The sequence below is a fragment of the Streptomyces sp. NPDC054841 genome (assembly GCF_053611045.1).
Genome location: NZ_JBSGZO010000011.1, coordinates 24,417 through 48,954 on the forward strand (window position 1 = coordinate 24,417; position 24,538 = coordinate 48,954).

Annotated in this window: 25 protein-coding genes and 5 pseudogenes; 15 read left to right on the forward strand and 15 right to left on the reverse strand. The window is 68.8% G+C overall.

Translation table 11 applies throughout. The features are described from left to right. The first annotated feature begins 11 nt into the window (after positions 1-11). The 4 genes from ACWGI8_RS03120 (at position 12) to ACWGI8_RS03135 (ending at position 4,736) form a co-directional block, all read left to right on the forward strand. The gene (locus ACWGI8_RS03120; protein WP_453658150.1) at positions 12-365 is read left to right on the forward strand and encodes a hypothetical protein; all 354 of its coding nucleotides are present in this window, start codon (positions 12-14) and stop codon (positions 363-365) included. Then, the gene (locus ACWGI8_RS03125) at positions 352-1,206 is read left to right on the forward strand and encodes a hypothetical protein (RefSeq protein WP_453658152.1); all 855 of its coding nucleotides are present in this window, start codon (positions 352-354) and stop codon (positions 1,204-1,206) included. Before ACWGI8_RS03120 ends, ACWGI8_RS03125 begins: the two co-directional genes overlap by 14 nt. 480 nt (positions 1,207-1,686) lie before the next feature. Beyond that, complete coding sequence (locus ACWGI8_RS03130) at positions 1,687-4,161, forward strand: DnaB-like helicase C-terminal domain-containing protein (RefSeq protein WP_453658154.1); 2,475 nt, start codon at positions 1,687-1,689, stop codon at positions 4,159-4,161. Then, entirely contained in the window at positions 4,161-4,736 is a 576-nt protein-coding gene (locus ACWGI8_RS03135) for a hypothetical protein (RefSeq protein WP_453658156.1), read from the forward strand. The genes ACWGI8_RS03130 and ACWGI8_RS03135 overlap by 1 nt, the downstream gene beginning before the upstream one ends. Positions 4,737-5,262: 526 nt before the next feature. Here ACWGI8_RS03135 and ACWGI8_RS03140 read toward each other — a convergent pair. Beyond that, the gene (locus tag ACWGI8_RS03140) at positions 5,263-6,447 is read right to left on the reverse strand and encodes an endonuclease domain-containing protein (protein WP_453658158.1); all 1,185 of its coding nucleotides are present in this window, start codon (positions 6,445-6,447) and stop codon (positions 5,263-5,265) included. A 45-nt stretch (positions 6,448-6,492) separates the two neighbouring features. Then, positions 6,493-6,591, reverse strand: a pseudogene (locus ACWGI8_RS03145) (IS5/IS1182 family transposase); the annotation flags it as partial. On the opposite strand from ACWGI8_RS03145, the pseudogene ACWGI8_RS03150 reads away from it, so the two are divergent. From ACWGI8_RS03150 to ACWGI8_RS03160, 3 genes and pseudogenes are all read left to right on the forward strand, one after another. Beyond that, positions 6,579-6,707 (forward strand): annotated as a pseudogene (locus ACWGI8_RS03150) (ATP-binding protein); the annotation flags it as partial. The pseudogenes ACWGI8_RS03145 and ACWGI8_RS03150 sit on opposite strands and share 13 nt — an antisense overlap. Further along, positions 6,697-7,029, forward strand: a complete 333-nt coding sequence (locus ACWGI8_RS03155) for a hypothetical protein (protein WP_453658195.1) — start codon at positions 6,697-6,699, stop codon at positions 7,027-7,029. The pseudogene ACWGI8_RS03150 and the gene ACWGI8_RS03155, both read left to right, overlap by 11 nt. Before the next feature lie 73 nt (positions 7,030-7,102). After that, positions 7,103-7,432: a hypothetical protein gene (locus ACWGI8_RS03160; RefSeq protein WP_405803638.1), complete on the forward strand. Its 330-nt coding sequence runs from the start codon at positions 7,103-7,105 to the stop codon at positions 7,430-7,432. Between the two features lie 186 nt (positions 7,433-7,618). On the opposite strand, the gene ACWGI8_RS03165 is transcribed toward ACWGI8_RS03160, so the two are convergent. Together ACWGI8_RS03165 and ACWGI8_RS03170 are read right to left on the reverse strand one after the other, a co-directional pair. Continuing rightward, entirely contained in the window at positions 7,619-8,704 is a 1,086-nt protein-coding gene (locus tag ACWGI8_RS03165) for a transposase (protein ID WP_453658160.1), read from the reverse strand. Beyond that, on the reverse strand, positions 8,694-9,158 hold the full coding sequence (locus ACWGI8_RS03170; RefSeq protein WP_453658162.1) for a transposase family protein: 465 nt from the start codon (positions 9,156-9,158) through the stop codon (positions 8,694-8,696). The genes ACWGI8_RS03165 and ACWGI8_RS03170 overlap by 11 nt, the downstream gene beginning before the upstream one ends. A gap of 362 nt (positions 9,159-9,520) precedes the next feature. On the opposite strand from ACWGI8_RS03170, the gene ACWGI8_RS03175 reads away from it, so the two are divergent. After that, positions 9,521-10,108: a hypothetical protein gene (locus tag ACWGI8_RS03175; RefSeq protein ID WP_453658164.1), complete on the forward strand. Its 588-nt coding sequence runs from the start codon at positions 9,521-9,523 to the stop codon at positions 10,106-10,108. Positions 10,109-10,132: 24 nt separating this feature from the next. Here the strand turns inward: ACWGI8_RS03175 and ACWGI8_RS03180 are convergent, their stop codons facing one another. Next, a complete protein-coding gene (locus tag ACWGI8_RS03180; protein WP_453658166.1) occupies positions 10,133-10,399 on the reverse strand; it encodes a hypothetical protein in 267 nt (88 codons plus the stop codon). Positions 10,400-10,419: 20 nt separating this feature from the next. Continuing rightward, positions 10,420-11,244 carry a competence protein CoiA family protein gene (locus ACWGI8_RS03185; RefSeq protein ID WP_453658168.1) on the reverse strand — a complete coding sequence of 275 codons (825 nt, stop codon included), beginning with the start codon at positions 11,242-11,244 and terminating at the stop codon, positions 10,420-10,422. Positions 11,245-11,419: 175 nt separating this feature from the next. On the opposite strand from ACWGI8_RS03185, the gene ACWGI8_RS03190 reads away from it, so the two are divergent. From ACWGI8_RS03190 to ACWGI8_RS03205, 4 genes are all read left to right on the forward strand, one after another. Then, positions 11,420-11,890: a hypothetical protein gene (locus ACWGI8_RS03190; protein WP_453658170.1), complete on the forward strand. Its 471-nt coding sequence runs from the start codon at positions 11,420-11,422 to the stop codon at positions 11,888-11,890. 40 nt (positions 11,891-11,930) lie between these two features. Next, positions 11,931-12,113: a hypothetical protein gene (locus tag ACWGI8_RS03195; RefSeq protein ID WP_453658172.1), complete on the forward strand. Its 183-nt coding sequence runs from the start codon at positions 11,931-11,933 to the stop codon at positions 12,111-12,113. A gap of 199 nt (positions 12,114-12,312) precedes the next feature. Beyond that, complete coding sequence (locus tag ACWGI8_RS03200; RefSeq protein WP_453658174.1) at positions 12,313-12,552, forward strand: antitoxin MazE7; 240 nt, start codon at positions 12,313-12,315, stop codon at positions 12,550-12,552. A 3-nt stretch (positions 12,553-12,555) separates the two neighbouring features. Further along, positions 12,556-12,930: a toxin Doc gene (locus ACWGI8_RS03205; RefSeq protein WP_453658176.1), complete on the forward strand. Its 375-nt coding sequence runs from the start codon at positions 12,556-12,558 to the stop codon at positions 12,928-12,930. A gap of 59 nt (positions 12,931-12,989) precedes the next feature. On the opposite strand, the gene ACWGI8_RS03210 is transcribed toward ACWGI8_RS03205, so the two are convergent. From ACWGI8_RS03210 to ACWGI8_RS03235, 6 genes and pseudogenes are all read right to left on the reverse strand, one after another. Next, complete coding sequence (locus ACWGI8_RS03210) at positions 12,990-14,402, reverse strand: hypothetical protein (RefSeq protein WP_453658178.1); 1,413 nt, start codon at positions 14,400-14,402, stop codon at positions 12,990-12,992. A gap of 227 nt (positions 14,403-14,629) precedes the next feature. Then, complete coding sequence (locus ACWGI8_RS03215; protein WP_453658180.1) at positions 14,630-14,887, reverse strand: hypothetical protein; 258 nt, start codon at positions 14,885-14,887, stop codon at positions 14,630-14,632. A 361-nt stretch (positions 14,888-15,248) separates the two neighbouring features. Further along, positions 15,249-15,617, reverse strand: a pseudogene (lexA, locus tag ACWGI8_RS03220) (transcriptional repressor LexA); the annotation flags it as partial. A gap of 87 nt (positions 15,618-15,704) precedes the next feature. Next, complete coding sequence (locus tag ACWGI8_RS03225) at positions 15,705-16,283, reverse strand: dienelactone hydrolase family protein (RefSeq protein ID WP_453658193.1); 579 nt, start codon at positions 16,281-16,283, stop codon at positions 15,705-15,707. Positions 16,284-16,685: 402 nt separating this feature from the next. After that, a pseudogene (locus ACWGI8_RS03230) lies at positions 16,686-17,216 on the reverse strand (type I-E CRISPR-associated protein Cse1/CasA); the annotation flags it as partial. A 735-nt stretch (positions 17,217-17,951) separates the two neighbouring features. Then, positions 17,952-18,539, reverse strand: a complete 588-nt coding sequence (locus tag ACWGI8_RS03235; protein WP_453658182.1) for a tetratricopeptide repeat protein — start codon at positions 18,537-18,539, stop codon at positions 17,952-17,954. Positions 18,540-19,429: 890 nt separating this feature from the next. Between ACWGI8_RS03235 and ACWGI8_RS03240 the strand changes: the two are divergent. Continuing rightward, a pseudogene (locus ACWGI8_RS03240) lies at positions 19,430-19,971 on the forward strand (PP2C family protein-serine/threonine phosphatase); the annotation flags it as partial. 183 nt (positions 19,972-20,154) lie between these two features. On the opposite strand, the gene ACWGI8_RS03245 reads toward ACWGI8_RS03240, so the two are convergent. The 3 genes from ACWGI8_RS03245 to ACWGI8_RS03255 all read right to left on the reverse strand — a co-directional run bounded on the left by ACWGI8_RS03245 (position 20,155) and on the right by ACWGI8_RS03255 (position 21,587). After that, complete coding sequence (locus tag ACWGI8_RS03245) at positions 20,155-20,598, reverse strand: DUF2267 domain-containing protein (protein ID WP_453658184.1); 444 nt, start codon at positions 20,596-20,598, stop codon at positions 20,155-20,157. Positions 20,599-20,659: 61 nt separating this feature from the next. After that, positions 20,660-21,055 carry a DUF2267 domain-containing protein gene (locus ACWGI8_RS03250; RefSeq protein ID WP_453658186.1) on the reverse strand — a complete coding sequence of 132 codons (396 nt, stop codon included), beginning with the start codon at positions 21,053-21,055 and terminating at the stop codon, positions 20,660-20,662. 100 nt (positions 21,056-21,155) lie between these two features. After that, positions 21,156-21,587, reverse strand: a complete 432-nt coding sequence (locus tag ACWGI8_RS03255; RefSeq protein ID WP_191876093.1) for an Hsp20/alpha crystallin family protein — start codon at positions 21,585-21,587, stop codon at positions 21,156-21,158. A 128-nt stretch (positions 21,588-21,715) separates the two neighbouring features. On the opposite strand from ACWGI8_RS03255, the gene ACWGI8_RS03260 reads away from it, so the two are divergent. After that, entirely contained in the window at positions 21,716-22,366 is a 651-nt protein-coding gene (locus tag ACWGI8_RS03260) for a type III effector protein (RefSeq protein WP_453658189.1), read from the forward strand. Positions 22,367-22,494: 128 nt separating this feature from the next. Next, positions 22,495-24,414 carry a molecular chaperone HtpG gene (gene htpG, locus ACWGI8_RS03265; protein WP_453658191.1) on the forward strand — a complete coding sequence of 640 codons (1,920 nt, stop codon included), beginning with the start codon at positions 22,495-22,497 and terminating at the stop codon, positions 24,412-24,414. Positions 24,415-24,538: the final 124 nt, after the last annotated feature.

Below are 24,538 nucleotides of genomic sequence, written 5' to 3' on the forward strand. Positions count from 1 at the left end.
GGCTCCTGCCCATGCACGTGTCCGTGCTGTCCGCTGCCCAGACCACCGTCACCGCCGCCCTGGTGGCGTGGATGATCACCGGCTTCACACGCCTGCCCGGCCGCTGGCTGCGCTGGAAGATGTTCTGCCGGGCCACCTTCACGATCATCTCGCTCACCGGCGCCAAGGCCGGGCGCACCGAGCCCGTGAATGTCTACGACTACCTCTCACCGGGCAGCTTCATTCTCGGCCCGCCCCAGCTCCAGACGATCGTCAACTACCTCACCCACGGCGGCCGGTACGACCGGATCGACGGACACGGCCGTGTCCTGTCCGCCCGCGGCGAGCAGTCTGTGGAGGTGAGGGCCAGCCGTGTGGTTCTTTGACTCCCTCGCCTTCGGCTTCCAGCACCCCACCGACCCTGGACAACTTCAGTGGTTCCGGATCATCTTCGGCACCGTGTGCACCCTGCGCTTCGCACTCGCCTTCGGCCAGGGCGGCTGGGACCGCTTCGCCCCCGCATCGCTCAGCGCCCACCTCGCCGAGCAGCGCCTCGGCCCCGTCCGGGCCCGCCTCCTGATCACCGTCTACCGGCCCGCGCTGATCGTCCGTACGGCCGCCGCCCTCGCCCTGGCCGCAGGCCTCGCCCCCCGGCCGGCACTCCTGCTGGTCCTGGCCGGCGCCGCCATGGAACTGCTCTACCTCAAAAGCCCCAACGCCGTCCGCTACACCCTGCTGACCGGCGCCTGCCTCCTGCTCGCCGGAGACCTCGGCCACGGCCTGCACGTCGAGCACGGCCTGAGCACGGCGAACACCTGGGCACAGTGTCTCCTCGTGCTGATCACCACCGACATCTACTGGAACAGCGCCTGGCAGAAACTCCGCTCTCCCCAATTCCGCACCGGCCTCTACCTCGCCCAGTGGATTCACGTCTACACCCAGGTCAAGGACCAGCTCCCCTACCGGCGCCAGTACGCCATCCCCGGCCTCGTCCGCCGCCACACGGGCAATCTCACCGACCGGGACGTCCGCCTCTGGCGCCTGGTCGCGGCCACCGTCATCGCAGCAGAGATCGCGCTGCCCCCCGCGCTGCTCATCCCGCAGACGATGCCGTACGCCGTCGCCGCCGGCATCGGGATGCACACCGCCTTCACCTGCCTCAAGCCCCGCCAGCTTCTCACCTTCTCCGGCCTCACCCTCGGCACCTACTTCGCCTTCGCCGCCTGACCGGTCCCCTCCGGCCCGACCGCGCGTCCGCAGGCGGCTGGCTACCACCCATCTCCAACGCCGAGTTGCCGTCACGGCGGTACGCGGCTGAGCAAAGCCCGTCCTCCGTCTTGACCGGAAAGGACTCGCTGCCTGCGGCTCAGGTCAGCTGGGCCAGGACCGCAGCCATGGTCTCGTCGGTGCCGCGAACGCCGACGGGGGCAGAGCTGAGCTCGCGTATTCGGCGAGGTGTGATCGCCTGCGGACGAAGTGAGTGAAGGCCGGGGCTGGTGGTGAAGGCCCCGGCCTTCGCTCTGCACCCGGGGCGGCGCGGAAAGTCGCCGCCAGAGGCGTCAACCCACACCGAAATGCCCTCACAAGTGAGTGAGATTTGCGAAAAACATTGTGACTTTAGAAGTGATTCTGAGTGAGCACTAGTATCATGGCAGTGAGTTGACGGGTCTGGGAGGGTGAGTGAGTCAGCCGCATGAAGGGGCCGCGATGAACGCGACCGAGGCACGCAACGCCCTCTACGCCCTGGTGAAGCGCGCCGAGGAGGAAGGGCGCCCCACGCTGATCCACAAGCGACAGGATCACGCTCTGCTGGCACCACTGGACCGGCTTCCGGCAGCCCGGCAGACGGAGGGGCTGCCGTCCCACGCATTGAGCGCGGCACAGGCGAAGTTCGGTGAACTCATCACGCTGGCGGCCCAGGGCTATCCGCAGGTGCTCCTGCGGAACACCACTCCGGTCGCGGTGCTGCTGCCCGTCGACGCCGCCTCCGGTGCCCTCTCATCCGATACCGCCGCACACACTGGCGCGGCGCCCGCAGGAGGTGCGGTGAACAGCCAACGCAACCCGGACCGCGACAGTGCGCCGCGCAGGCTCGCCACGCTGGGCGACGCCATCGGCGCCGTGCTCACTTCCGGCCCGGTCGGCGGCCCCACGTTCGGGCTGCCCGGGCTGGACGCTGCGACGGGTGGTCTGCAGGCAGGCCGGCTGATGCTCGTAGCGGCCGCTCCGAACGTCGGCGGAAGCCTGCTGGGACTGGCTGCCGCACGGCAGACCGCGCTCGTCGACAACCACAGGGTCCTGTACGCGGCGTCGGGGCCGAACCGGGCCGACATCACCCGCCGGATCATCGCCGCGGAGACCGGCGGCGACTACCCGCGTCTGAAGCAGGGCCGCCTCACCCCGTACGAGCAGCAGGTCGCCCAGCAGCTGGTCCAGGCGCCGCTACTCATCGACGACGGCAGCGATCTGACCGCTGAGGCCATCGCGGAGACCGCACCGCACGTCGAGGACCTGGCCCTCGTTGTCGTGGACCGGCTCCAGGCCGCCCACAACGCCCGCCTCCCGCTGTCCGGCAACCGTCTCCCGGACGCCTCCCAGGTCCTGGCCGCCCTCGCCCGCACGCTGCACGTTCCGGTGCTCGCCATCGTGGACAGCGACGACCCCGCGCTCCTGGCCCTCCTGGACGCCGACGTCCTCCTGACGCTCGCACCGGCCACGGACTCCTCCAAGGTCCAGGTGACGGTCGCGGAGCGGGACTTCGGCGCCATCGGCGCGGCGTACCTGCGGCCGGATCTGCTCCACGCCCGCTTCATCGATGCCGGAACTGCCCCCGCCGGCCGTGAGAGCGGAGAGGTCCCCGCGCGGAGCGTGGGCAGTGCGGTGGAGCAGGAACTGGCCGAAGCGGCGCTTCCCTATACGTCCGGCGCCCAGCAGGGGCTGGCGGCCTCCGTCACCCACGTACTGGCCGCGCTGCGCACGGCACTGGCCAACGGTGACCACGAAGTCCTGGCGGAGCTCCGGCTGTCTCTGGCCCAGGCTGCAACGTCGGTGCCGCAGCTGCCGGACACCGCCGAGGGCCGCCGTCTCGCCAACGCGCTGCGCGCCTACAACACCGCGACGGCCACCGATACCACCGAGCAGGAGCAGGCGCCCACCGAACGTCCAGCGGCCGCCGCTGTCCAGCCCCCGGGGGACACCGCTCAGACCCCGGACGGCGGGGACGAGGACGACGCGTGGGTGCAGCCGGGTGACGAAGAGGAACCGTCCAACACGGTCTTCCCCGCACTCAACATCCTCAAGGACTGCATGGAGCGGTCGACGTACCACCCCATCCCGGTGATCAGGAAGGAGGACCGGGGCGGGGGACCGTGGACGATCTTCCGCGAGGTCATGGACGGCGAACCGCGCTGGGTACACCCCGACATCACAACCGAGAAGACCAAGGCGGGCAAGCGTGACCGGCTCATCGTGCCCGAGCAGTTCGGTATTGGCCAGCTGTGCGTCATCGACCGCAACGGCTCCTATCCCTCAGCCTGTTCCGCGGTGCCACTCGCCCCGAACAGACTCCTGCACACCGGACCCCTGAAGGAGGTCGGCAAGGACCGCGCCGGAGCATTCCTGATCACCGTCCCTGCCTGGAACCACCCGGACATGCCGCACCCGCTGGGCCGCCTTGCCGAGCGGATCGATGACCAGGGCCGCGCCTGGGTGACCACCCCCCACCTGCGCCAGCTGCAGAAGCTCATCAAGGACGGGCACATCACCGAGCCGCTCATCGTCCACGACTCCTGGACCGGCAAGGCCAACGAGAGCCTCTTCAAGCCCTTCTACGCCAAGGCCCGTGAAGCCCGCGCCGAGCTCGTCCAGGCCGGTGGCGAGCCCTACACCGAGTACAAGCGCCGCCTGTCCATCGCGCTGCGTCTGCTGTGGCCCAAGGGCGAGAAGGTCAACTCGCCGTTCTGGCGCCCCGACTGGCGCATGGCCCTGGTCGCCGAGGCCTCGGTGCGGCACTGGAGTGTCGCCTGGCGTGCCGTGCAGGCCGGGCACGTCCTTGTCGCCCTGCGCAACGTCGACGAGGCCGTGTTCTTCACCCCCGACGGCAACGCCCCCGACACCTACAAGGTCGGGACCGGATTCGGCGAGGTCAAGGTCAAGACCGCCTCCCCGGAAGATGAGCGCTGATGGCCACGGGAGACTCCCTCGGCGCAGCCCTCAACGAGCTGCTGCGCGAGCACGGCGTCCAGCCCCTGCGACGCCTGTCCACCTACCACGCAAAGCACTGGCACGCCCAGCTCAGCCAGCTCACCCACACCCGGCGAGGCTACGAGGCCCTCGAACGGGCCGGGCTGAGTGTCCGGCCCGAAACTCTGATCAAGTGGCTGTCCGATCCGGAGTACAACGTCCGCCGCAGCTACCGTGCAGTTATCCACGCCGCCTACGAGAGCGCGGCCGTCGTTCCTGCCGACCCCATTCCTCAGTCCTTCAAGGACGCCCCGTTGGAGATCACCGGATTGGTCAAGACGGGCGACGACGAGCGTTTCCGCGGCGGTCTCAGCGACACCGGCAGAATTACCGCGCCGCTGCGGATCGACGGCCGAAACGGCAACTGGGTTGAGATCGAGCGTAAATGGGCTGCGGGGGAACTCGACGACGAGTCCTTCGAGGAAGACTTCATCGAGTACGTCATTATCGAGGACATCGGTGAGGGCACTGATGGCTGGGATTTCCCGGGTATCTCGTACACCGTCGTCATCTAGCCACCGGGCCGTGTGGTGGACACCGCGTGCGCGCAAGCGGCGCCCGCCGCACACACCAACCACCCGAGCGCCCCCGTCGGCGACGCGGCCCGTCCCTGTCTGCCGGACCGAAGCAACTCCACAGTGCTGCGGCCAGCATCCGCCTCGCACCTTCCCGGACGATCTCGTCGATGAGCGAGGAACCGTCCGTGGTGGTGCCGTCGGCGTTGACTACGCTGAGCACGGGCGTGCCTTCCTGACCGGTGTTCGCAGCGCCAGCCTACTCGATGACCATCAATCGATCACTCGGGACAGTACGCCCTTAGCGTTCAACCCGAGGCCGATCCACAGGCCTTGGGCATTGCTCGCCCTGCTCAGCCAGACTGAGGAACTCGAGAGAGGTGGGATCGAGAGCAAGCCGCTTGGAGTGCTTGCGCAGGCGGTGATGTGCGTTTGCGGCACCACCATCGCAGCCCTCATGCTGCTCGGGCCGGACCACGCGGTCGGGATTGCCCCAAGTCCGGCGTGATGGGTATAGGGCCATGGATCAGTCACGCAGAGGCTCGACCGCCCCGGTCTCAACGGTCAGCGACAGGACGTGCTCGACCTCACGAGCGGTCAGCAATCCCCTGGAAGAGGCGCGCTGCCCGGGACAGCGGACTCGGTAGTCGTACGCCCCGTCGCCGCATTCCGTGAGGGAGACGCACATGTGCATGGGCCAATCGCAGCCTGAAGCTCCCCGCTCCGCGTGCAGATGGCGTCGCAGCATGGCGAGCCGGTGGTGCTGGGGCAGGCTTCGCAGGGTGCGGCAGGCTTCGCACCGGAGCAGATGCCGCACGCTGCCCTGTCGGGCGAGGAATTCCATCCCGTGCCCTTCCATGGTGTTGCAGCTACCGCAGAGGGGGCCGCGGACCAGGCCGTGCTCATGGCAGTGGTCCCAGACGGCAGCGGGCCGGGGCGGGTCGCACACGGTGCACAGGTAATCCTCAGCCCGCGGGCCTCGCTCCCGAACCCTGGCGTAGGTAACGCCCTTCAACTCTTGGCTGTAGAGGCGCAGGCTTGCGGCCGCGCAGGCGGGACACAACACCTTCCAGCCGGTGGTGGCGGAGGTAGGCCAGCTGGAATTGGGGCTGGGCATACCGCAGCCGCTGCAAGGCTGGGCGGCAGCATCCAGTCTGCCCTCAGCTTCCTCCCACTGGTCGAGGATGAAAGCGAGGGTCCGCGGAATCAGCCACGTGTCCTCTGCCCAGACCAGGGTGGGCACAGGGAGCGTGCAGGCGATGGAATAGCCCCCGTATCGCTGGAGAAGACCGTCCGGAGTCAGGCCGCAGGGCATGTCCCAGCCGTTGTCCTGTCGGCAGAAGAGCGGGCCGCACGGGCAGCCGCTCTCGCGCCGCACGGCTGCCCCGGCTCCCTGGATCGCACGGTGAATCTGAACACGCCAACTGGTGTGCGCGCCAGCCTCCGGACCTCTGCCGTCACCAAGTCGCGGGGCCACCAGGTCGCCGGGGTCCCAGGGCAGCGAGGCGATGGCGCGCCCCGCACTACGAACGTCCGCCTCACTGAATCGCCACCGGTTGGCATGCTTATAGGCACGCACTGGCACATGACCGAAGAAGACGAAGTCATGCTGCGTGAACCGCTTGTACCGGAACAGCTCCGGATCCATCGGAACCACACAACCGTGCAGCTCATCGGCCAAGTACCGTGCCGCCAACTTCTGGCTAATCATCCCGCCAGCCTTGCAAGCACCACTGACAATGAGCCTTTTCCATCCTCAGTCTGAGCTGGCCAGATGGAGGGTGAGGACGGCTTGGACGAGGCTCGTGATCCGGGTCGTCGAGCAGCGGAGAACTGGAAGCGGCCGCCATGCTCGACCGCCTCCTGCACCGGGCCGCTGTGGTCGGCATCGACGGCCCGTCCTACCGCCTCCGATCGCACCAGGCCCACTCCGACAACCTCCGCAAAGGGGTGACCGGACGTGCTGGCTGAACTCCGTGACTGCCCGATCTGCTGGACCCAGTTCCAGGTCAACCCACAGGCGGCCACCCGCCATACCTACTGTTCACCACGGTGCAAAGCTGAAGCAGCCCGCCGCCGACGACGCGAGCGCGACGACGCCAACGTCACCCTTGAGACAGAACCGACCGGGCCGCCATCGCCCGAGCCCACCGCGCTGACACCGACCGCAACCCGCAACTGCCCTCACTGCGACAAGCCGGTCACCATCGTCGCTCTGCTTGCCACCCCCGAGGCCGCCCGTCCCACCATCCCCGCGGCAAGCCCTGACGTGATTCCCACGCGCAGAGGCTGAACCCGGGCGCAGGAAACCCGTGGGACATGGTCAGTGGCCATTCACTACCCTCGCCCTGAGAAAGGACGTGGGCATGGCACTGGTGAAGAAGGGGTCGCGGCGCATCACCGTCGACGGCACCACCTACCGATGGAGGCTTCGCGGAAGGCCCACCTACGACCAGGGACTGGTCTGGTCGCCCCTGACCTATGCGGTCGAACACGCCGAGACTCCCGGCACCACTCTGGTGATCACGACCAACCAGCCACACCCAAGCAACTGGTTCGGCACACAGGCCAACCCTGTCCTGCCTTCCGACGTTGCTGACAGCATTCGAACCGCTCGCGCCAACGGATGGACTCCCGAGAGCTCCGGCTCTCCATTCCATCTCGACCAGTCGGAGGGCTTCGTCTCCTCCCACTGACTCGCCCCGCGCAGAAGGACTCACCGACCGCGTGATCGGTGAGTCCTTCTGCTTTCCGCTCCCCACATTCCCCAGTTGGTTCACTCCGTGAACCAACTGGGGCGAAGTGTCGGCGTACACCTGAACGTGGCCCTGGCAAGATTTCCGTGAAGCCGGGGTGTGCGACCGTGCGCCGGTGACGCTCCGTCATGGGTGGCGGCGTCGGAGCTGGGCTATGAGGATCACGCGGCGGCGGAGCAGCGGGACTCCCGCGCGGCCGGCCATGAGCCGCTTCTGGAGTTTGACGTCGGTGATGCGGCCCTCGTTGACGCCGGAGTTGAACGGGGTGGTGATGCCCTGCACGACCGCCGCCTGGTTCTCGCGGATGGCCTTGGCCAGGCTGGCCAGCGCCGGGAGGCGGGAGGTTGTGAGCTTCTCGAGCCAGTCCGGGAGGGCGTTGGCATCGCGGGCATCGAGCATGGCGGCGAACTGACGCACCAGGTCGTGCGTGTGGTCCAGCTCCTGGCAATGTGCGAGCAGCCGGTTCAGCCGCTCCGCGGCGTGCAGGCCGCGCCGGGACGGCGCGGTGGTGATCCAGCGGGCGACCTCCCGGGGTGAGGGCGAACGCTCGCGCGGCGTGTCGATCGGCAGGCCGCGACGCAGGGGCGCGACGGCCATCTTGACCCGCTGATAGTGGCCGCAGCAGCCCTTGGCGACAAGCTCCTGGTGCAGCACCTTCGCGCTGTGCTCGCCCTCCTCCCAGCGCAGACGCAGGTACTCCAGGTACGGATCGAGGCTCGTCGGCCGGCGTGGGCGGGTCCGCCGTCCGCACTCGTCCCAGGTGGCGGCCTGGGCGTACTTGCGCACCGTGCGCCAGTCCAGGCCCAGCTCGCGCGCTGCCGCGTTGATCGAGCGGCCGGTGTCGGTCACGGCGTGCACCGCCTCAAACAGCCGCTTGGCGTGGCGACGGGCGGGTGTATCCGCTCGGTCGGACGGTGCCCCCGCGGACGGGCGCTGCGGTGCCGGTTCGGGATCGGGCAGTGCGTTCGGCAGGCAGCCGCGGTGGGCGGCGGCGACTTCCACCACCCGTTTCGACAGCAGCCCCTGCCAGAGGTGAAACCGGTCGCTGACCTGCAGGGCGTCCGGGGCGCCTTCGGTGATGCCCTGCCGGTAGACCAGCGATCCGTCCCGGCAAACAACCTCAACACCGGGGTGCGCGCGCAGCCAGGCAGCCAGCTGCTCGGCGTCCCGTCCCGCCCACAGCGCGATCGGCAGCCGGGTGTCAGCATTCACCTGCAGCGTGCCGTAGACGTCCGCATACAGCGAAGTCGTCCACGCCCAGCACCCGCGGAGTCGCTGCCGAAGGCAGCGGCATGCGCATCAGGTGGAACAGCACACTCGTACGCGCCAGCGTCACGTTCACGATCTGCAATAGTCGGGCGCCGCCCCGGCCGGCGAGCAGCACCCCGGCCATCTCCACCAGGCGCTGCAGCAACGGAGTGCGGCGCTGGTAGCGCACCGTCAGTTCGTCGACCTGCTCGGCGAACGTCCGGCGAGCGCAGCGCGGGCCGTCACAGAACAGCCGCCGCACCGACAGGCCGATCAGTAGCGGGCGGCCACCGACGGCGCGATCAGCCAGCGTGCGGGTATAGCGGCTGTGCACCCGCGCTGAACCTCGGCCGCAATCCGGACAGGCAACCATCAACTCGCGGGTGCGGGCCGAGATACGGACCACGTCGCCCTCCACCCGAACCCGCTCCACCCACACCGCATCGAGGTGCGGAGACACAATCCGTACGAGGTCGTCACACTCGCTGACAATGCCGGAAGGTGTGACGGAGCGTCACCGGCGCACGGTCGCACACCCCGGCTTCACGGAAATCTTGCCAGGGCCAGAAAAGTCCGTACGCCGACACGAAGGGCAGCACTGGGGAAAATTCGAGATCGGCATCAGCCTCCCCGTCGGAAACGGATGATGCGTTCTCGACACCCGGCGACTTAGCGCACTTCTGAGGATGCGTGCCTTAGCGTTTCCGGTGGATCAGGGAAGTTTCGTTCCGGACAACCCATTGCGCATAGCAGTCGTCAACCTCCGGCAGAGGAGAAGCCGTGTCCATCCGCAACCCCCGCAGGCTCCTGGCCGTCACCGCCGTCGCGTTCGCCCTGACGTGCACCGTGGTCGCCGCCCCGTCCCAGGCCAACCCCGCCGTCACCCTAGGCGTCCCCATCTCTCAACCGGTCATGGTCGTTAGCCAGACGACTGACAATTACCTTCTGCCGGACAATACGACAGGCATCCCCGACACCTATCTACAGGTCTATGCGAACGAGGCGCCGACGTGGTCCAAGAATTGGCGTCTGGATCGGGTCGCAGGCACCCCCTCCGACCCGATCTTCACCATCAAGAGCGACCCGGCGGGTGGCTGCGCGCAAGCGCGGGACGGAGCCGACACGGCGATCGACGTGAAGACCTGTGTCAGCGGGAACAAGAACCAGTGGTGGCACCTGAGGGCTGTCCGTGGCACAGATCCCACTAACCCGGACTGGGCCATCGTCCCGGACCGCAATGAGCAATTGGCCATTACTTCCGCGGGTCATGGCGATGCCATGGTCTATCTCCGGAGGATGTGGGGCGGAGAACCTTCACAGGCCCAGGGCTGGCGCTTCTACCGGGCGTCAGCTCAGAGCGCATCCTGATAGGAGCCACTGACAGCGGCGCGCCTACGGCACGGACGGGAGTGGTTGTCCCCCATCGACGACGGCTGTCCAGTAGTCCAGGACCGGGGGATCCTGCCTCAGCAGGCTGATGAAGCGAGCGCGGCGTTCCTTTGACGGGAAGATCAGGCGGACGCCGACGTCTCGCAGGAAGGTGCAGGCGGTGGAGTGCGTGGGCAGCGGGTCGAAGACGCCGAGGAGGGTGCCGTCGTCGTCCACGAGCGGCACGCCGCCGGCATAGCGGGTGTCGCCGACGCTCCAGCCTATGGCCACGGGTACTCGGTGTTCCTGGGTTAGGCGGACGATGGCGCGCTGGATGCCGGGCAGCGTGCGTGAGTGCCGCGCGAGGGCCAGGCGAGTGTGATCGGCTCTCGCGATGAGCTCGATGGAGCGGGCGTCCTGACGGCCCACTGACGGCGGTCCTCGGCCTCTTGCTGCTGTTCATCGCGCCGGAGTTCCTCCTCGTCGCGCTCGCGCGCCGCCCGCAGCTCCTCACGCACCCGGCGTCGTTCTTCCTCCCGCCTCGCGTTCTCGGCTGCCTTGTGCTTCTGCTGGTCCTGCCAGTCCGTGTAGGACCTCTCAAGCCGGATGTGTGCCTCGGTGGTCCACACCGTCGCCAGAGACCGTGCCGTGCGCGTCATGGCCACACGCGGTCGGTGCGAGACGATCTGCCCGGTGAACAGCCAGTTCATGAACTGAGCGATCGGGACGGGGTCTTGCGGCCACCACGTGGGGTGGGCGAACCGGGCCAGGCCCTCGACGGCAGCCAGGCCGTCCTCACCCGCCGTCAGGCGCACCGAGGGAACGACGCCCAGCCATGGCGGCCGGGGACGGTCCGAGAACCACACCGAGGGCACCGAGTCCGCTGCCATGCGCTGCGTCCGCTCGCGTATGTGGTCCGGGGCGATGGGCGCGAGCTGTGCCTCCAGCGCGATCCGGCGGCCGCCGGCCGAGGCGAGGACGTCGGCGCGCCAGGCACGGCCGGGGCCGCTCACCTCCAGGTCGGCTGTCCACCCCGCGGCCCGGGCGGCGGTCGCCAGTTCCAGCTTGAGGAGGTGGTGGGCCATCGACTCCTCGGCCAGCGCGCAGGCCAGGGCCCCGGGCAGATGCGCGAACAACCTCAGCCCCCGCGGTGACACCTTGGCCCGCAAGCCATGCCCGCACTCCGGACACCTCAACTCGACCGGCGGCCGGACCCGGTGAACCGCCTCCCATCTCCAGCCGCAGCCGAGATCCTCCACGGTCGCATCCAGGCGCCCCCGCTCCGGATGTACTGCCGTCAGCCCCATTGGCGTGCCAGCTTCCACGCTGCGCCGGGCCGCCTCGGGCGGGGAAGTGCCGCGCCTGCCGGTGGTGCGGGCGGCGATCATCGCGTGTGGTGGACCTGTTGACGATGCCGTTGCCTTGTGGAAGCAGGCCCGGTATCACCAGCGCCTGCGGGACACGCCGCGCGACCCGGTGCCTCCGCCCGAGCTGGTGTGGAGCAGGGCTGAGATGAAGGCCGCGTTGGTCGAGCTGTATGAGCGGGACGGCGCGCCCGCCCTGGAGAAGCTGGAATCGCGCGCGGGGTCCAACGGCGAGCTTCCGCATTCCACCGCAGCCCGCATCGTCAAGGGGCTGAAGCTGCCGGGCACCCGGGCCCAGTTCGAGGCGTACCTCACGGCGGTCGAGGTTGAAGATCCCGCTGAACGGCGTCTTTGGGTGTTCCGCGCGCCTGGTCGCCCAACGACATCTTCACCGAGAAGCGACTGCCGAACTTCCTGATCAGGTTGTACCAGTCAGCTGGTCACCACCATTGCCAGAGATGGAGCGGCGCACGGGGCTGAACCGAGCGGTGATCCGGGGCATGCTGGCCGGTAATCCGCCACCTGGTGTCGAGGCGTTCACGGCGTTCCTGAACGCATGCCGGGTAGTGCCCGAGCAGCGCACCCGATGGATGGAAGCCTGGGATCGGGTCGAAGCCGAGCAGGCGTCGCGACCTGCCTGAGCTGGCTGCTGCTGGCACCTGGTGTTTTCCCTGGGACTCGTGCGGTCCTGACGGCCGCCGTGGGGGCAACCACGGCTGGCTGCCGCCCCAGTCACCGGGCGTCCGGGCGGAAGACCGTGACGCCACTGTCCGGTGTGCGCCAGGACCGTTTCCGGGAAAGAGGCATTCCCTCTGGCATACCGTTTGGCATACTCGAAGCATGGAGGACACCAGCGTCAAGATCGATATGGCGACCCGGGACCGGTTTAAGGCCCTGGCCGCAGAGCGTGGGCTGACCATGCGCGACTACCTTGCCGAGCTCGCCGAGAAGGAGGAGCACGCCAAGCTGCTGGACTCGGCCACGGCCGCATTTCGGCGGGCCATCACGGAGCCCGGGATTGCCGAGGCGTTCGACCGCGACTTCGGCGGGCTTCCGCAGAGCACGCGGCGGGCGGCCTGACCTGTGGAACTGCTGATCGACCACCGGTGGCTCCTGGACCGCCAAGAAGAGCTGCTCGGCAAAGAGCTCACAGTCAACGACTTCTCCGTCCTGGCCGCAGCAGCTGCCCGGCACCGGGTCAATACGCCGCGGCTGGGCTACAGCCCGGACGCCTACTGGCGTGCTGCCGTGTTGCTCGAGGAGATCGTGCTGCTGCGCCCGCTGCCGGCCCGCAACGAGTTCTTCGGCTACGGCGTCGCCGTCGCCTACATCAGGGCATCCGGTCAGACCGTGGAAGCGGCGTACGAGCAGTGGCGGGACCTGATCAACGACATCCGCGCTCTTCGCCTGGACGTCTACGACATCGCCGACCGCCTGCGGTCCTGGCGCACCCTTTGAGCCACAACCTGTCTGCGCCCAGAGCGTCGATCCGCGGGCGGGTGACGGTGGCCCCGGGCTCAGGCAGGCGTGATGTCCGACGGGAGCTTGCGTGGCGGTGAGGCGGTGAAGAACGCTCGCAGGGGCTCGTCGATGAGGCGTTCATGCTCGGTGCCGGAAGCCGCTGTGTCGAGCAGCGGTGCGAGGTCACCGGTGTCGGAGGGAGTCAGGACGAGCCAGCGCAGAATGACCTGCAGGGTCAGGCGTCTGAGAGTGCGGAGCTCGTCTAGCTTCTCTCTTTCCGTCTGGTCTTTGATCACGTCGCCGTGTACGTAGGTGGAGCGGGCCTTGTATGCCCTCTGTACGACGGTCTCGGCCCGTTCGCGGTGGGCGGGGGTGAGGAACAGAGCGGACGCGCGGGTCCGGATGTTCTTGGCGATGCCTTCGTGGTCCTCGTCGATTGGACTGATCATCAGCGCCTCCAGCGCGATGACATAGTCGAGGTGCAGTTCGTCCGCTTCCTGTTCCCAAACGCCGTGGTCGGCGAAGGTGCGCTGGTAGGCCCGCAGCAGGTGTCGGGCGGCGCGCTCGAGGCGCCGGGCGCGGCGCTTGGGTACGCGGCGGCCGCTGGTCGCGCCAGCCATGACGCCGTCGATCTTCGCCGTCATCGCGGCGCAGAAGGCGGTCAGGCCTGGGAGGTCTGCAGGTGTAACCAAGGAGCTGGTGGTGTCGCGGACTTCGACCTCTTCTTCCCTCCCGTGGCGGTCTTCGTAGATGCGGATCGTGGTCGGTATGTCGCCGGGGCGCAGTCCGAAGCGGCGGCCACGGGCGACGTCGAACACCGCGTCCACCCGGAGAGGTTCGGAGCTCCACAGGATCAAGGGCAGCAGGGCCTGCCAGTGCTGGGCTTCCGGCCGTGGGCCTCTGTAGCCGAACCAGTGGATGCCCCGCGTGGGCTTGTGGTCGGGGTCGGGGGCGTGGATGAACGGTGCGCCGGCGAGCAGGCCGAGATCGAGCGCCCCGGGCCGCAGGCCGTGGATCGTCGGCATCGGGCCCATCTGCCGGAGTTCATCGGGGGTGAAGGTCTGCAGGGTGTAGCAGCCCAGCGGAATCCGTGTTCCTTCGGGAAAGTCGGCGTTGAGGAGCATCCAGTCCTCCGCGGCCGGCGCCGGACCCGTGCAGAAGGCGACGAAACTGTCCGCGACCTCGGCTTCGGGGACTTCTGTGCCCTGGGCGATCAGGCGCGTCGCGTCGCCCAGGCCCGACTCCCCCAGCAGCGCGCGGTAGCTCGGTATCCAGTCGCCGTCGACTTTGGCGTAGAGGTCGCGGTGCTCTGTGATGGGCGCTGCGGCGGACACGGCTTCTTCGAGAGCCTCCCACTGCGGCAGCACCGCCAGCGCCACATCGGTGATGGCCTGGGGTGTGGGCAGCAGGCTGCGGGCCTGCTGGAGCCACGAAAGGACGGCTTCGCGCAGCTGGGGGTGCTCTTCCATGCGGCCCGAAACTAGCGCACGTCGGCCGCACGATGGCGGCGGTTGTTGCGCATCGACCGCCCACACCTACCTCCAGGCCAGCGGCCAGCAGGCCAAAACCACCACTGCCGACGCCGCTGGCCTCGTCGCCGCGACCGCCGACGGACGCCTCACCATCCGCCACGCTCAAGACCTGGACCAGCCTGGACAACCGGCCCCACCAGCATGAGGACGGGGGCTGTGCCAGTTCAGGTGACGGTCACCCTCAGCTCGTACGGCTCCCCCGCACTGATCGCCTGCGCCTGCTCCAGTAGGTCCGCCTCCGTGAACCCCAGCAGCGCGACGTCGGCGGCCCGGTGCAGCTCCGGAAGGATCTCCGCAACCGGACGGTCCCGGTGCGTGGCCGCGAGCTCGCTGTACGCCTGCTGATACGACTGTCCATGGTCCCCGGCGCCGCCCGGCAGAAGCCGACCCAGACGATCGATGCCGATGTTGATGTGTCCCATCCTGCTGCCCCTCGCATCCGGTCGCCCGGCCTGTCCAGGCACTCCCCTACGACGCTACGAGCCACCACTGACAACACGCCCACGCCTGCGAAGGAAGGCCATAGCCCCAGCCCTGGTTTCGAAACCAAGACGCCAGGACGCAGCCAACCCTGCGAAACACAGAGCATGGATTCCGGATGGGGTGACCGATGCGATCTCCCCCGGCAGACAGTAATGAGGGCCAGCCCCCATGAGGTCGGCCCTCACTCGGGCAGGCGGTTTGCGCCAGTCCGTTCTCCCGCTACAGGCTCCAGCCGGGCGAGCCCGTCGAGGGCGAAGGGCTTCGAGCTGTACGCGGGCACCTTCTGACCCGCCCTGGCGGTCACAGCGCGCGGAGCACGGCGACGACTTTGCCGAGGATGTGCGCGTCGTCGCCGGGGATCGGCTCGTAGGCAGGGTTGTGGGGCATCAGCCATACCCGGCCGTTCTCTCGGCGTAGGCGCTTCACTGTGGCCTCGCCGTCCAGTAGGGCGGCGACGACGTCCCCGTGATCGGCCGAGTCCATCTGCCGGACGGTGACGATGTCCCCGTCACAGATGGCCGCGTCGATCATGCTGTCTCCCACCACCTTCAGTGCGAACAGCTGCCCTTCGCCGACCAGCTGGCGCGGCAGGGGGAAGACGTCCTCGACAGCTTCCTCGGCAAGGATCGGCGTGTCGGCGGCGATCCGGCCGAGCAGAGGAACCTGGGTGATCCCAGGTCGGTGCGGCGGGCTTCGAGGTCGGCGACGCGCCGGTCCTGGAAGCGGAGGTTGGAGCGAGCTCGCCGAAATGCCGGGCTATTTGATGCGGTCAAGGAAGTCCAGCACTCGATCGGTGGCCTGCGTTGCGGCGTGTTCGTCGTGCGACGGCAGGCTGCTGTCGGTGAACAGGTGCCTGTCGCCGGGGTAGAGGAACAGTTCGGCATCTGCCGCCGTCTCGACGAGCGCCCGGGCTGCGTCCACGTCGCCCTCTCTGGCGAAGAACGGATCCGCGTCCATGCCGTGGACCTGGACCGGGACAGCGTGGGGCCAGGCGCCGCCGAACTCCGCGACCGGGACGCATGCCTCCAGCAGCAGCGCGCCCTTTGCACCGGGGCGGGTCTGGGCCAGCTTCTGCGCCGGCAGGACACCGAGCGAGAACCCGAGGTAGACGAGTTCCGCAGGCAGCCCCTCAGCGGCAGCGGTTCCGCGCGCGATGACCGTGCCGAACCCGGCGTCCTGGACGTAACCCATGCCCTCCTCGAGACTGTCGAATATCCGCCCCTCGAACAGGTCCGGGACGTGGACGGTGTGTCCGGCCCGTCGCAGCTGCTCGGCGAACTCACGGACGCCGACGGTCAGCCCGTGCCCGTGGTGGAAAACCAGCACCTCAGCCATGTCGCTCCCCTCGTGCTGCGGTGCCCGGGCGGCGCCGCAGCACGAGTATGGCCCGCGCCACTGACATCTGCGGTTCGTAGCCGGACGGGAACAGATCGTTGAAGCCGGATCGGTGAGGCGGGCTTCGAGGTCGGCAACGCGCCGGTCTTGGAAGCGGAGGTTGGAACGGGCGGCCTTGAGTCGCTCGTCGAGGGTGCGGTTCTCGGCAGTGGTCTGGCGGACTCGCTGCTTGAGGGTGGTGTTCTCGGTGGTGATCCGCTGGACGGCCTCATCGGTCCATTCGGCTTGCAAGTCGCGGACTTGACCGAGGAGTTCACCGACGCGGGTGCGCTGGGCGAGGATCTCGGCCTGGGCGGCCTTGAGTGCGGCCTCGGCATTCAGCGCACGCACCTTGCTCCCCGGACGCTCTTTCAGCAGCAGAGCATCCACGTCGCGCCACACGGCCCGGTCCCGAGAGGCCCGGACCGGCCCTCCCGACTCACGGTCGATCACGTAGGGATCCGCCGCAGCCGGCAGATCAACTGCCGTCCCCCACGCCACCCGGCACCCCACCGCGCCCGCCACCTCGTCGCCGCTGAGCAGCACGGCATGCGTGGACCGCGCGATCAACAACGACACCGGCCCGCACGGCGCCGCCGGAGCCAGCGGATCAGGCAGCTCTTCGGTCTCCCAAGGAGCCAGATCCACGCCAGCATTCGACGGCCAACTCGCCGGCCCCGGAACAGACGCAACCAACGACTCGAACAGCCGACCCGCAACGCGCGGAAAGAACGACACCAGCGACCGCACCGGCCCGGCCTTGCACGACTTACTCGTCCGCCCGCCGTGCGAACGCACCGCGCCCATCCCCGACGGACCAAAGCCCCGCCACGCCAACACCCACCCCAGCGCCTCTCGTCGCACCACAGCCCGTCCAGCCGGTCTCTCACCCACATCGCCGTCGTACCGCCAGGATTGCTCACCCGCGCGACCTGCGCAGTCAGAGAGGGGACCTGCTCACCGGAACGGGGACGGACGGACAACGGACACCTCGACAACTGCATCAGCCTTCGAAACAGCCCCGAGCATGCCCACTGATCATGCTGCCGTACCGGGAAACACCAAGATCCCCGACAGAGTCAAGCTGAGGGTTGTTACAACCAATCGCATGGGAATCTGGACCGACACGTTCATTGCACCCGTGGAGCTGGGTCTACTGTCCCGGGGGCCTTCGGCCGGCTCGCCGTCGAACTGGCGCGTCAGCGTGTGGTCCGTACACCCTGGACGCTGATCGCGGGCACGCACTGCGTCAACGCGAGCCTGAACTGGGGCAGCGTCAGCGGGCAGGCCCGATGGGACAGCCCGGCTCCGGGAGCGCTGCTCGGACGAGGTCCCTGAGCAGTTCCGGGACAACGATCCGTCGCCGTCGGGCGACTCGCACGAGCAGGCCCGGCTGCTCGCCATGTGCTGCCAGCCCTGCAGCAGGCACCGTACGGGGGCGAGGATGTCGCCGTTGTCTTCGACTGCCTCGACCTCGGCAACCGGGCCATCGTTGACCACTTCCAGTTCGAAGACGACCGCACCATGCTGGTCTGCTTTGCTCTGGACCGGCCGCAGAACCGGCCCCTTGCCACCAACGACGGCTGGGTGCCCGGCGGGCCGGTTCACCCGGTGCGCGCCGTGACCGCATCACCGTGGACTCCACCCTGTCCACGAACGTGGGCGCGCCTTCCGAGAGCGCGAGGGTCTGAAGGCTGCTGCTTTGCGCCTTGCTGCCTGCGCCTCGGCCGGGCGGCCCAGCCCCTCCAGCACAATGCCGAGGCTGTCCAGCGAGGCGGCGAAGCCGGGACAGTAGCGGTCGGGGTCGATCCTGACCGCACCACGGAACAGGTCAACGGCTTCCTGGGCGAGTGGCAGCGCCTCGGCCGGGCGGTCCAGCTCCGCCAGCACAATGCCGAGGCTGTCCAGGGAGTCGGCAAGTTCGGGGCGGTAGCGGTCGGGGTCGGCCTCAGCCAGGCCACGGTAGAGGTCAACGGCTTCCTGGAGGGGTGGCAGCGCCTGGGCCGGGCGGTCCTGCCCCGCCAGCACAATGCCGAGGCTGTCCAGGGAGTCGGCAAGTTCGGGGCGGTAGCGGTCGGGGTCGGCCTCAGCCAGGCCACGGTAGAGGTCAACGGTTTTCTTGGCTTTCTTGGCCGCCCGCGACCGTACCGCCCCCTGCAGCTCAGTAACGATCACGAACCACGCGGCCACGATCCCGGCCCAGGCCCACCAGGGCAAGGGCCCTCCGCCCAATGAAATTGCGAGGAGCGCCCCAAATGTCCCTCCGGCGAGGATATCCGCGCCACAGCGACGCCAACGTCTCGGCTCCATGACTTCACCGCTCCCAGACCTGGTCCGCCAGAGGCTGTCCTCCGTCCCTCGCGTGCAGGTGGTGACCGGTGCTTCGGTGCAGCAGAGCGGAGCACCGTGCTCCGGCTGAGCTGCTATGCAGGAGCGGAGTACAGCAGCCCCCTTGGCCACAGGCCACCGACGTCGGCCCTATGGCCATCGTGAACGGTGCGGAAGTCCTCAGCAACCGCATGCGAGTAGTTCGCGTCGAGGGCGACAGCACGTCCCAGGCCAGTGCCTGCATCTTCTCAGTGGTTGGCCCATCCATCGTCGCGCGGCTCCGGACGGACACATGCCACAGTCGTGCACAACGGGCGGTCAGCCACGGTCAACGACGGTGCCCAGGCGCGGGGTGACAGAACCTTACGAGTGGCTCGATCGACCCGGAAAGAACGTAGGGCGCCATCAGCCCAGCCGGTCCCGGTCGACGTCATGGCCCATGCGCTCACCGCGCAGTTCACCGTGATGTCCCGGATCCAGGAGCGGACCGGCATCCGCTTCGTTCACGCCACGGACATGGAGGACGGGTTCGCCCGCGGCACCTGGAACCCGGGCGACATCACCCACCAGGCGTACCGCGCCGCCTTCGGTCCACGTCCATGCGCCGGGCGTTCACGGGGTTTCGCCGAGATAAGCGCCAAACCCGCCAATATTGATCTTGAACGTCAGCGCTGGCTGCCGTCGGGCTGCGGGGTCGCGTTCGGCGACGTGTCGGGCGACTGCGTCGACGCCGGGGCGGGCGTACCGCTCCAGGGGTGCCGGCCCGCGCCGCGGTGCAGGTGGGCGGGGACTGGTACGACTGCTTCCCGCTTCCGGACGGCGCGACGGCACTGATCATCGGCGATGTCACCGGCCACGATCTGCCCGCGGCGGTCAGCATGGGACAGCTGCGCAACATGTTGCGCGCGCTGGTCTGCGACCGGCTCGAACCGCCGGGCGACGTCCTGCGCCGCCTGGACGTGATCAGCCACACCCTTTACGGCGGGCACACCGCGACCTGTATCTACGCCCATCTCGAACCCGGCCCGCACGACAGCTGGCAGCTGGAATTCGCCAACGCGGCCATCCACCACCACTCAGGGGGGAGGCCCCGGTGTCGCACGACGGTGATACTCGCTACCTGACCACCGGCCACGGCGTCCTGCTCGGCATCGAACCCGACACGCCCCGGCCCAGCAGCACCCACACACTTGCGCCGGATTCCACCTTGCTGCTCTACACCGACGGCCTGATCGAACGCTCCGGCGAAGACCTCGACCGCGGTCTCGCCCCGCTGCGTCAGCACGCCGCAGCCCTGACCCACGAACCGCTGGCGGTCTTCGGTGACGAGCTCCTCGCCGGCCTGGCCCATGGCGGTAACGACGACATCGCCCTCCTCGCGGGGGCGGGGCGTGACGTGTCGTCGGTGCGCGCTGACGAGCGGGCGACGGTGGTCACATCGCGGGCCCCGAGGCGCAGGGCGGACAGCGTCGCGGCGGTCGCGTCCGCCCCCGCACGTCGCCGGCTACGCGGCGGGGGTGAGTTCGGCTTGGCCGAACAGCAGGGCGTAGCCGGTGGGGAGCTGGTGGAGGATGCGGGTGATCAGGTCGGGGCCGGCGTGGGCGCCGACGGCCGCGAAGACGGATCCGGTGTCCCAGCGGGTGGTGGCCAGGGAGGCGCCGGAGCGGGCGGCGAGGTCCTTGACGAACGCCCAGCCGGTCAGCGACCGGGTGTCGGGGATCTGCGCGGTCAGCACGCGTGCGGCCTCCAGGGGCAGGCAGGCGGCGAGGTCCACGCGTTCATCGCCGGTCAGCTGACGCCCCAGTCCCGCCAGGACCAGACGGACGGCCTCGTCGGCCTTCTCGCGGGTGGGGTAGGCGCCCTCGTGGCGGACCCTCTCCAGCATCTGCTCGTACGCCGTTCCGTACGGTTTCTGGTGCTCAAGCGGTACGCGCGCGTCGGAGATCACTGCGGTGTATGCCTTTCATGGAGCCTTGGGGGGTGCGGGGCGCGGCACCCCCGGGTCTTGGTCAGGTGGGCTGGGGGCGGCCGAAGAGGAGGTCGTAGCCGGCGGGGAGCTGGAGCAGGATCTGGCCCAGCAGGTCCTCGCCGGCGGCGTCGGCGACGGTGGACAGCACGGCGCTGACGTCCCAGGCCGCGGTCTGCTCGGTGGCGCCTTCGATCCACGCGGCGGTTGCGCGGACGAACCGCTCCGGGGGCAGCGGCTCGGCGCTCTGCAGCGGGTTGAGCAGGATCAGGGCGAACTCCTCAGGCAGGCGCGCCGCCAGCTGGGCGCGGACGTCGCCGACCAGGTGCGCGCCGAGGAGCGCGAGCACCACACGGGCCGCGCGCTCGGCTTCTGCCAGAGTGTCGTACTCGCCGCGTTCCTTCACGTGGCCGAGGAACGCTTGGTGTCGCAGAGTCATTTCGGCCGCCACCCCTTCTTCTTCGGGCTGCTCACGGGGATGCGGAGAGCGAGGTGAGGGCGAGATCAGGTGCCCGCCCTCCGCACCCGTCCGTCTGGTGTCAGCCGGAGATCTCCTTGCGGCCGGACCCGACGCCGATGGAGATCTTGCGGGGCTTGGCGCGCTCGGCGATCGGGATGCGCAGGGTGAGCACGCCCGCGTCGTAGTCGGCCTGGATGTGCTCGGTGTCGAGGGTGTCGGCGAGCACGATCTGGCGGGAGAAGACACCCAGCGGCCGCTCGGACAGCTCCATCTGCACGTCGTCGGCCTTCGCCACCGGCCGCCGCTCGGCCTTGACGGTGAGCATGTTCCGTTCGACGTCGATGTCGATCGCGTCCGCGGTGACGCCGGGAAGGTCGAAGGCCACCACGTACTCGTCGCCCTCGCGGTAGGCGTCCATCGGCATCGCCGACGGCCTCGACCAGGTGCCCGGGCCCATCAGCTGCTGCGCCAGCCGGTCCAGCTCACGGAAGGGGTCGGTGCGCATCAACATCGTGAAAACACCTCCAGCAGGTTCAGGCAGTTGCTGCCAATGCGCTTCACTGACACCGTTGTAACATGTCATCCAATGGATGACAAACATGATGTCGTCGACGTGATGACCGTCCGAGGGAGGTGCCCGTGACCGCAGCCGACCAGCCGTCCACGACCAGCACGAACGCCCACAGCCCGGCGTCCTTTCTCGCCGCTGCGGCGGCCCTTGCCGCCATAGACGACGCCCTGCGCGATGCCCAGCACGAGACCCCCGACGCCGCCGGCCCCGGTCCCGAGCAGGCGCTGGCCTCCCTGATGCTGCTGCGGCAGGTGCGCGAGCAGCTCGCCGGCTGGGAGACCGGCCTGATCGAAACCGCCCGCGAGGCGGGCGCCAGCTGGGCCGACCTCGCCCGCCCCCTCGGCGTCGCCAGCCGCCAGGCCGCCGAACGCCGATACCTGCGCGGCCGCCCCGGCGCCGTCGGCACCACCGGCGAGCAGCGCGTGACGGCCACCCGCCAGGCCAGGGCCGCCGAACGCGCCGCTGTCACCTGGGCCCGCGCCAACGCCGCCGACCTGCGCCGCCTCGCCGGACAGATCACCGCGCTCGCCCACCTCGCGCCCGAAGCGCGCTCAGCTCAGGCCGCCCTGTATGCCGCCCTCGGCGCCACCGACGCCGCCGAGCTCATTGCCCCCCTGACCGGCATGCGCCCCTACCTCGATGCCCACCACACCGGCCTCGTCAAATGCCTGGACGCCCTCGACGACCGGCTCACGGCGACAGCAGCTGACGATGCCTGACTCCCATCACAGAGAGTCACAAAATGCGGGTGCAGTCCGGCCTGCCCCGGATCACGCCGACGGCGGGCAACGATTCGTCTCGGCCCGAGTCCTATCCGTTCATGACGTTCCCACAGAAAGGGCCCCACATGGGTAGCAGTGTCGAGACGCTGGAATTCCAGGCTGAGACCCGCCAGTTGCTCCGACTGGTGATTCACTCGATCTACTCGAACAAGGACATCTTCCTGCGCGAGCTGATCTCGAACGCCTCCGACGCACTGGACAAGCTGCGGCTGGAATCGCTGACCGACTCCAGCCTCGTCGAAATCGACACCACCGACCTGCACATCTCGGTGGATGTCGACAAGGACGCCCGCACATTGACCGTCCGTGACAATGGGATCGGCATGAGCCGGGACGATCTCGTGGAGCTGATCGGCACGATCGCCAAGTCCGGCACCGCCGGCCTGCTGGAGAAGATCAAGGAGTCCAAGGACGCCGCCACCGCCGAGAGCCTGATCGGGCAGTTCGGCGTCGGCTTCTACTCAGCGTTCATGGTTGCCGACAAGGTCACCCTGCGCACCCGGCGGGCCGGCACCGACTCCGGCACCCAGTGGGAGTCCGATGGCGAGGGCGCCTACACCATCCAGGCCGTCGACGGCCTGCCCGTGGGCACCTCGGTCACCCTGCACCTCAAGCCCGCCGACAGCGAGGACGGGCTCGCCGACTACCTGTCCGAGTCGAAGATCCGTCAGATCGTCAAACAGTATTCGGACTTCATCCGCTGGCCTATCCGGATGGCCACCGAGCGCACCGACGCCGAGGGCGAGACCACCCGCGACGTCGACACGCTCAACTCGATGAAGGCGCTGTGGGCCCGGCCGCGCACCGAGGTGACCGAGGACGAGTACAACGAGTTCTACCAGCAGATCAGCCACGACTGGCTGGCCCCGGCCGAGACGATCCATATGCGCGCCGAGGGCACCTTCGAGTACGAGGCGCTGCTGTTCATCCCCTCGCAGGCACCCTTCGACCTGTTCTCCCGCGAGACCAAGCGCGCCGTGCAGCTGTACGTCAAGCGGGTGTTCATCATGGACGACTGCGAAGCGCTCATGCCCAACTACCTGCGCTTCGTCAAGGGTGTCGTGGACGCCCACGACCTGTCGTTGAACGTCTCCCGCGAGATCCTCCAGCACGACCGCCAGATCCGCGGCGTGCGTCGGCGCCTGGTCAAGAAGGTCCTCGGCGCCATCAAGGACATGCAGTCCAAGGACACCGAGCGCTACGCGAAGGTGTGGGCGCAGTTCGGCCGGGCGCTGAAGGAAGGCCTGGTCGAGGACACGGACAACACCGAGGCCCTGCTTGAGCTGGTGTCGGCCGCCTCCACGCACGACCCGGAGAAGACCACCACGCTGCGCGAGTACGTCGAGCGCATGAAGGACGGGCAGGACGCCATCTACTACCTGACCGGCGAGACCCGCGCGATGGTGGAGAACTCCCCGCACATGGAAGCCTTCGCCGCCAAGGGGTACGAGGTCCTGATCCTCACCGACCCCATCGACGAGGTGTGGGTGGACCGGGTCCCGGCCTTCGACGGCCGCCGTCTGCAGTCCATCGCCAAGGGCCAGGTCGACCTCGACGAGTCCGCCAACGGGGACCAGGAAACCGACGCCGAGAAGGCCCAGCGCGAGCAGGACTTCGCCGCCCTGCTGCCGTGGCTGACCACCACCCTGTCCGATCAGGTCAAGCAGGTCCGCCTGTCGTCACGCCTGACGACCTCGGCGGCATGCATCGTCGGCGACGCCCACGACGTGACGCCGACCCTGGAGAAGATGTACCGGGCGATGGGACAGCAACTGCCCACCGTCAAGAGGATCCTGGAACTCAACCCCGCACACCCGCTGATCACCGCCCTGCGCACAGCACACGACGCAGGCGCCGACGACCCCGCACTGGCGGAGATCGCCGAGCTGATATACGGCAGCGCGCTGCTCGCCGAAGGGGGCGACCTGCCCGACCCGGCCCGCTTCACCCGGCTGCTCACCGACCGCCTGCCCCGCACTCTGTAACCATGGGTGCGGCCGGGCACGGCCGAAGCGCCCGGTCACACCCACTCCGACCTCGCCCCCCTCACACTCCCCATGAACCCCCCCCCCCCCCCCCCCCCGACCCCCCCCCCCCCCCCCCCCCCCC

What these genes read in the sequence shown, in the direction of transcription:
- ACWGI8_RS03255 (WP_191876093.1), bottom strand. Translation starts at nt 21,587, where the DNA reads ATGTTGATGCGCACCGACCCCTTCCGTGAGCTGGACCGGCTGGCGCAG.
- ACWGI8_RS03210 (WP_453658178.1), bottom strand. Translation starts at nt 14,402, where the DNA reads ATGGAAGAGCACCCCCAGCTGCGCGAAGCCGTCCTTTCGTGGCTCCAG.
- ACWGI8_RS03130 (WP_453658154.1), top strand. Translation starts at nt 1,687, where the DNA reads ATGAACGCGACCGAGGCACGCAACGCCCTCTACGCCCTGGTGAAGCGC.
- htpG (WP_453658191.1), top strand. Translation starts at nt 22,495, where the DNA reads ATGGGTAGCAGTGTCGAGACGCTGGAATTCCAGGCTGAGACCCGCCAG.
- ACWGI8_RS03140 (WP_453658158.1), bottom strand. Translation starts at nt 6,447, where the DNA reads ATGATTAGCCAGAAGTTGGCGGCACGGTACTTGGCCGATGAGCTGCAC.
- ACWGI8_RS03200 (WP_453658174.1), top strand. Translation starts at nt 12,313, where the DNA reads ATGGAGGACACCAGCGTCAAGATCGATATGGCGACCCGGGACCGGTTT.
- ACWGI8_RS03160 (WP_405803638.1), top strand. Translation starts at nt 7,103, where the DNA reads ATGGCACTGGTGAAGAAGGGGTCGCGGCGCATCACCGTCGACGGCACC.
- ACWGI8_RS03225 (WP_453658193.1), bottom strand. Translation starts at nt 16,283, where the DNA reads ATGGCTGAGGTGCTGGTTTTCCACCACGGGCACGGGCTGACCGTCGGC.
- ACWGI8_RS03195 (WP_453658172.1), top strand. Translation starts at nt 11,931, where the DNA reads ATGGAGCGGCGCACGGGGCTGAACCGAGCGGTGATCCGGGGCATGCTG.
- ACWGI8_RS03135 (WP_453658156.1), top strand. Translation starts at nt 4,161, where the DNA reads ATGGCCACGGGAGACTCCCTCGGCGCAGCCCTCAACGAGCTGCTGCGC.
- ACWGI8_RS03120 (WP_453658150.1), top strand. Translation starts at nt 12, where the DNA reads ATGCACGTGTCCGTGCTGTCCGCTGCCCAGACCACCGTCACCGCCGCC.
- ACWGI8_RS03250 (WP_453658186.1), bottom strand. Translation starts at nt 21,055, where the DNA reads ATGACTCTGCGACACCAAGCGTTCCTCGGCCACGTGAAGGAACGCGGC.
- ACWGI8_RS03215 (WP_453658180.1), bottom strand. Translation starts at nt 14,887, where the DNA reads ATGGGACACATCAACATCGGCATCGATCGTCTGGGTCGGCTTCTGCCG.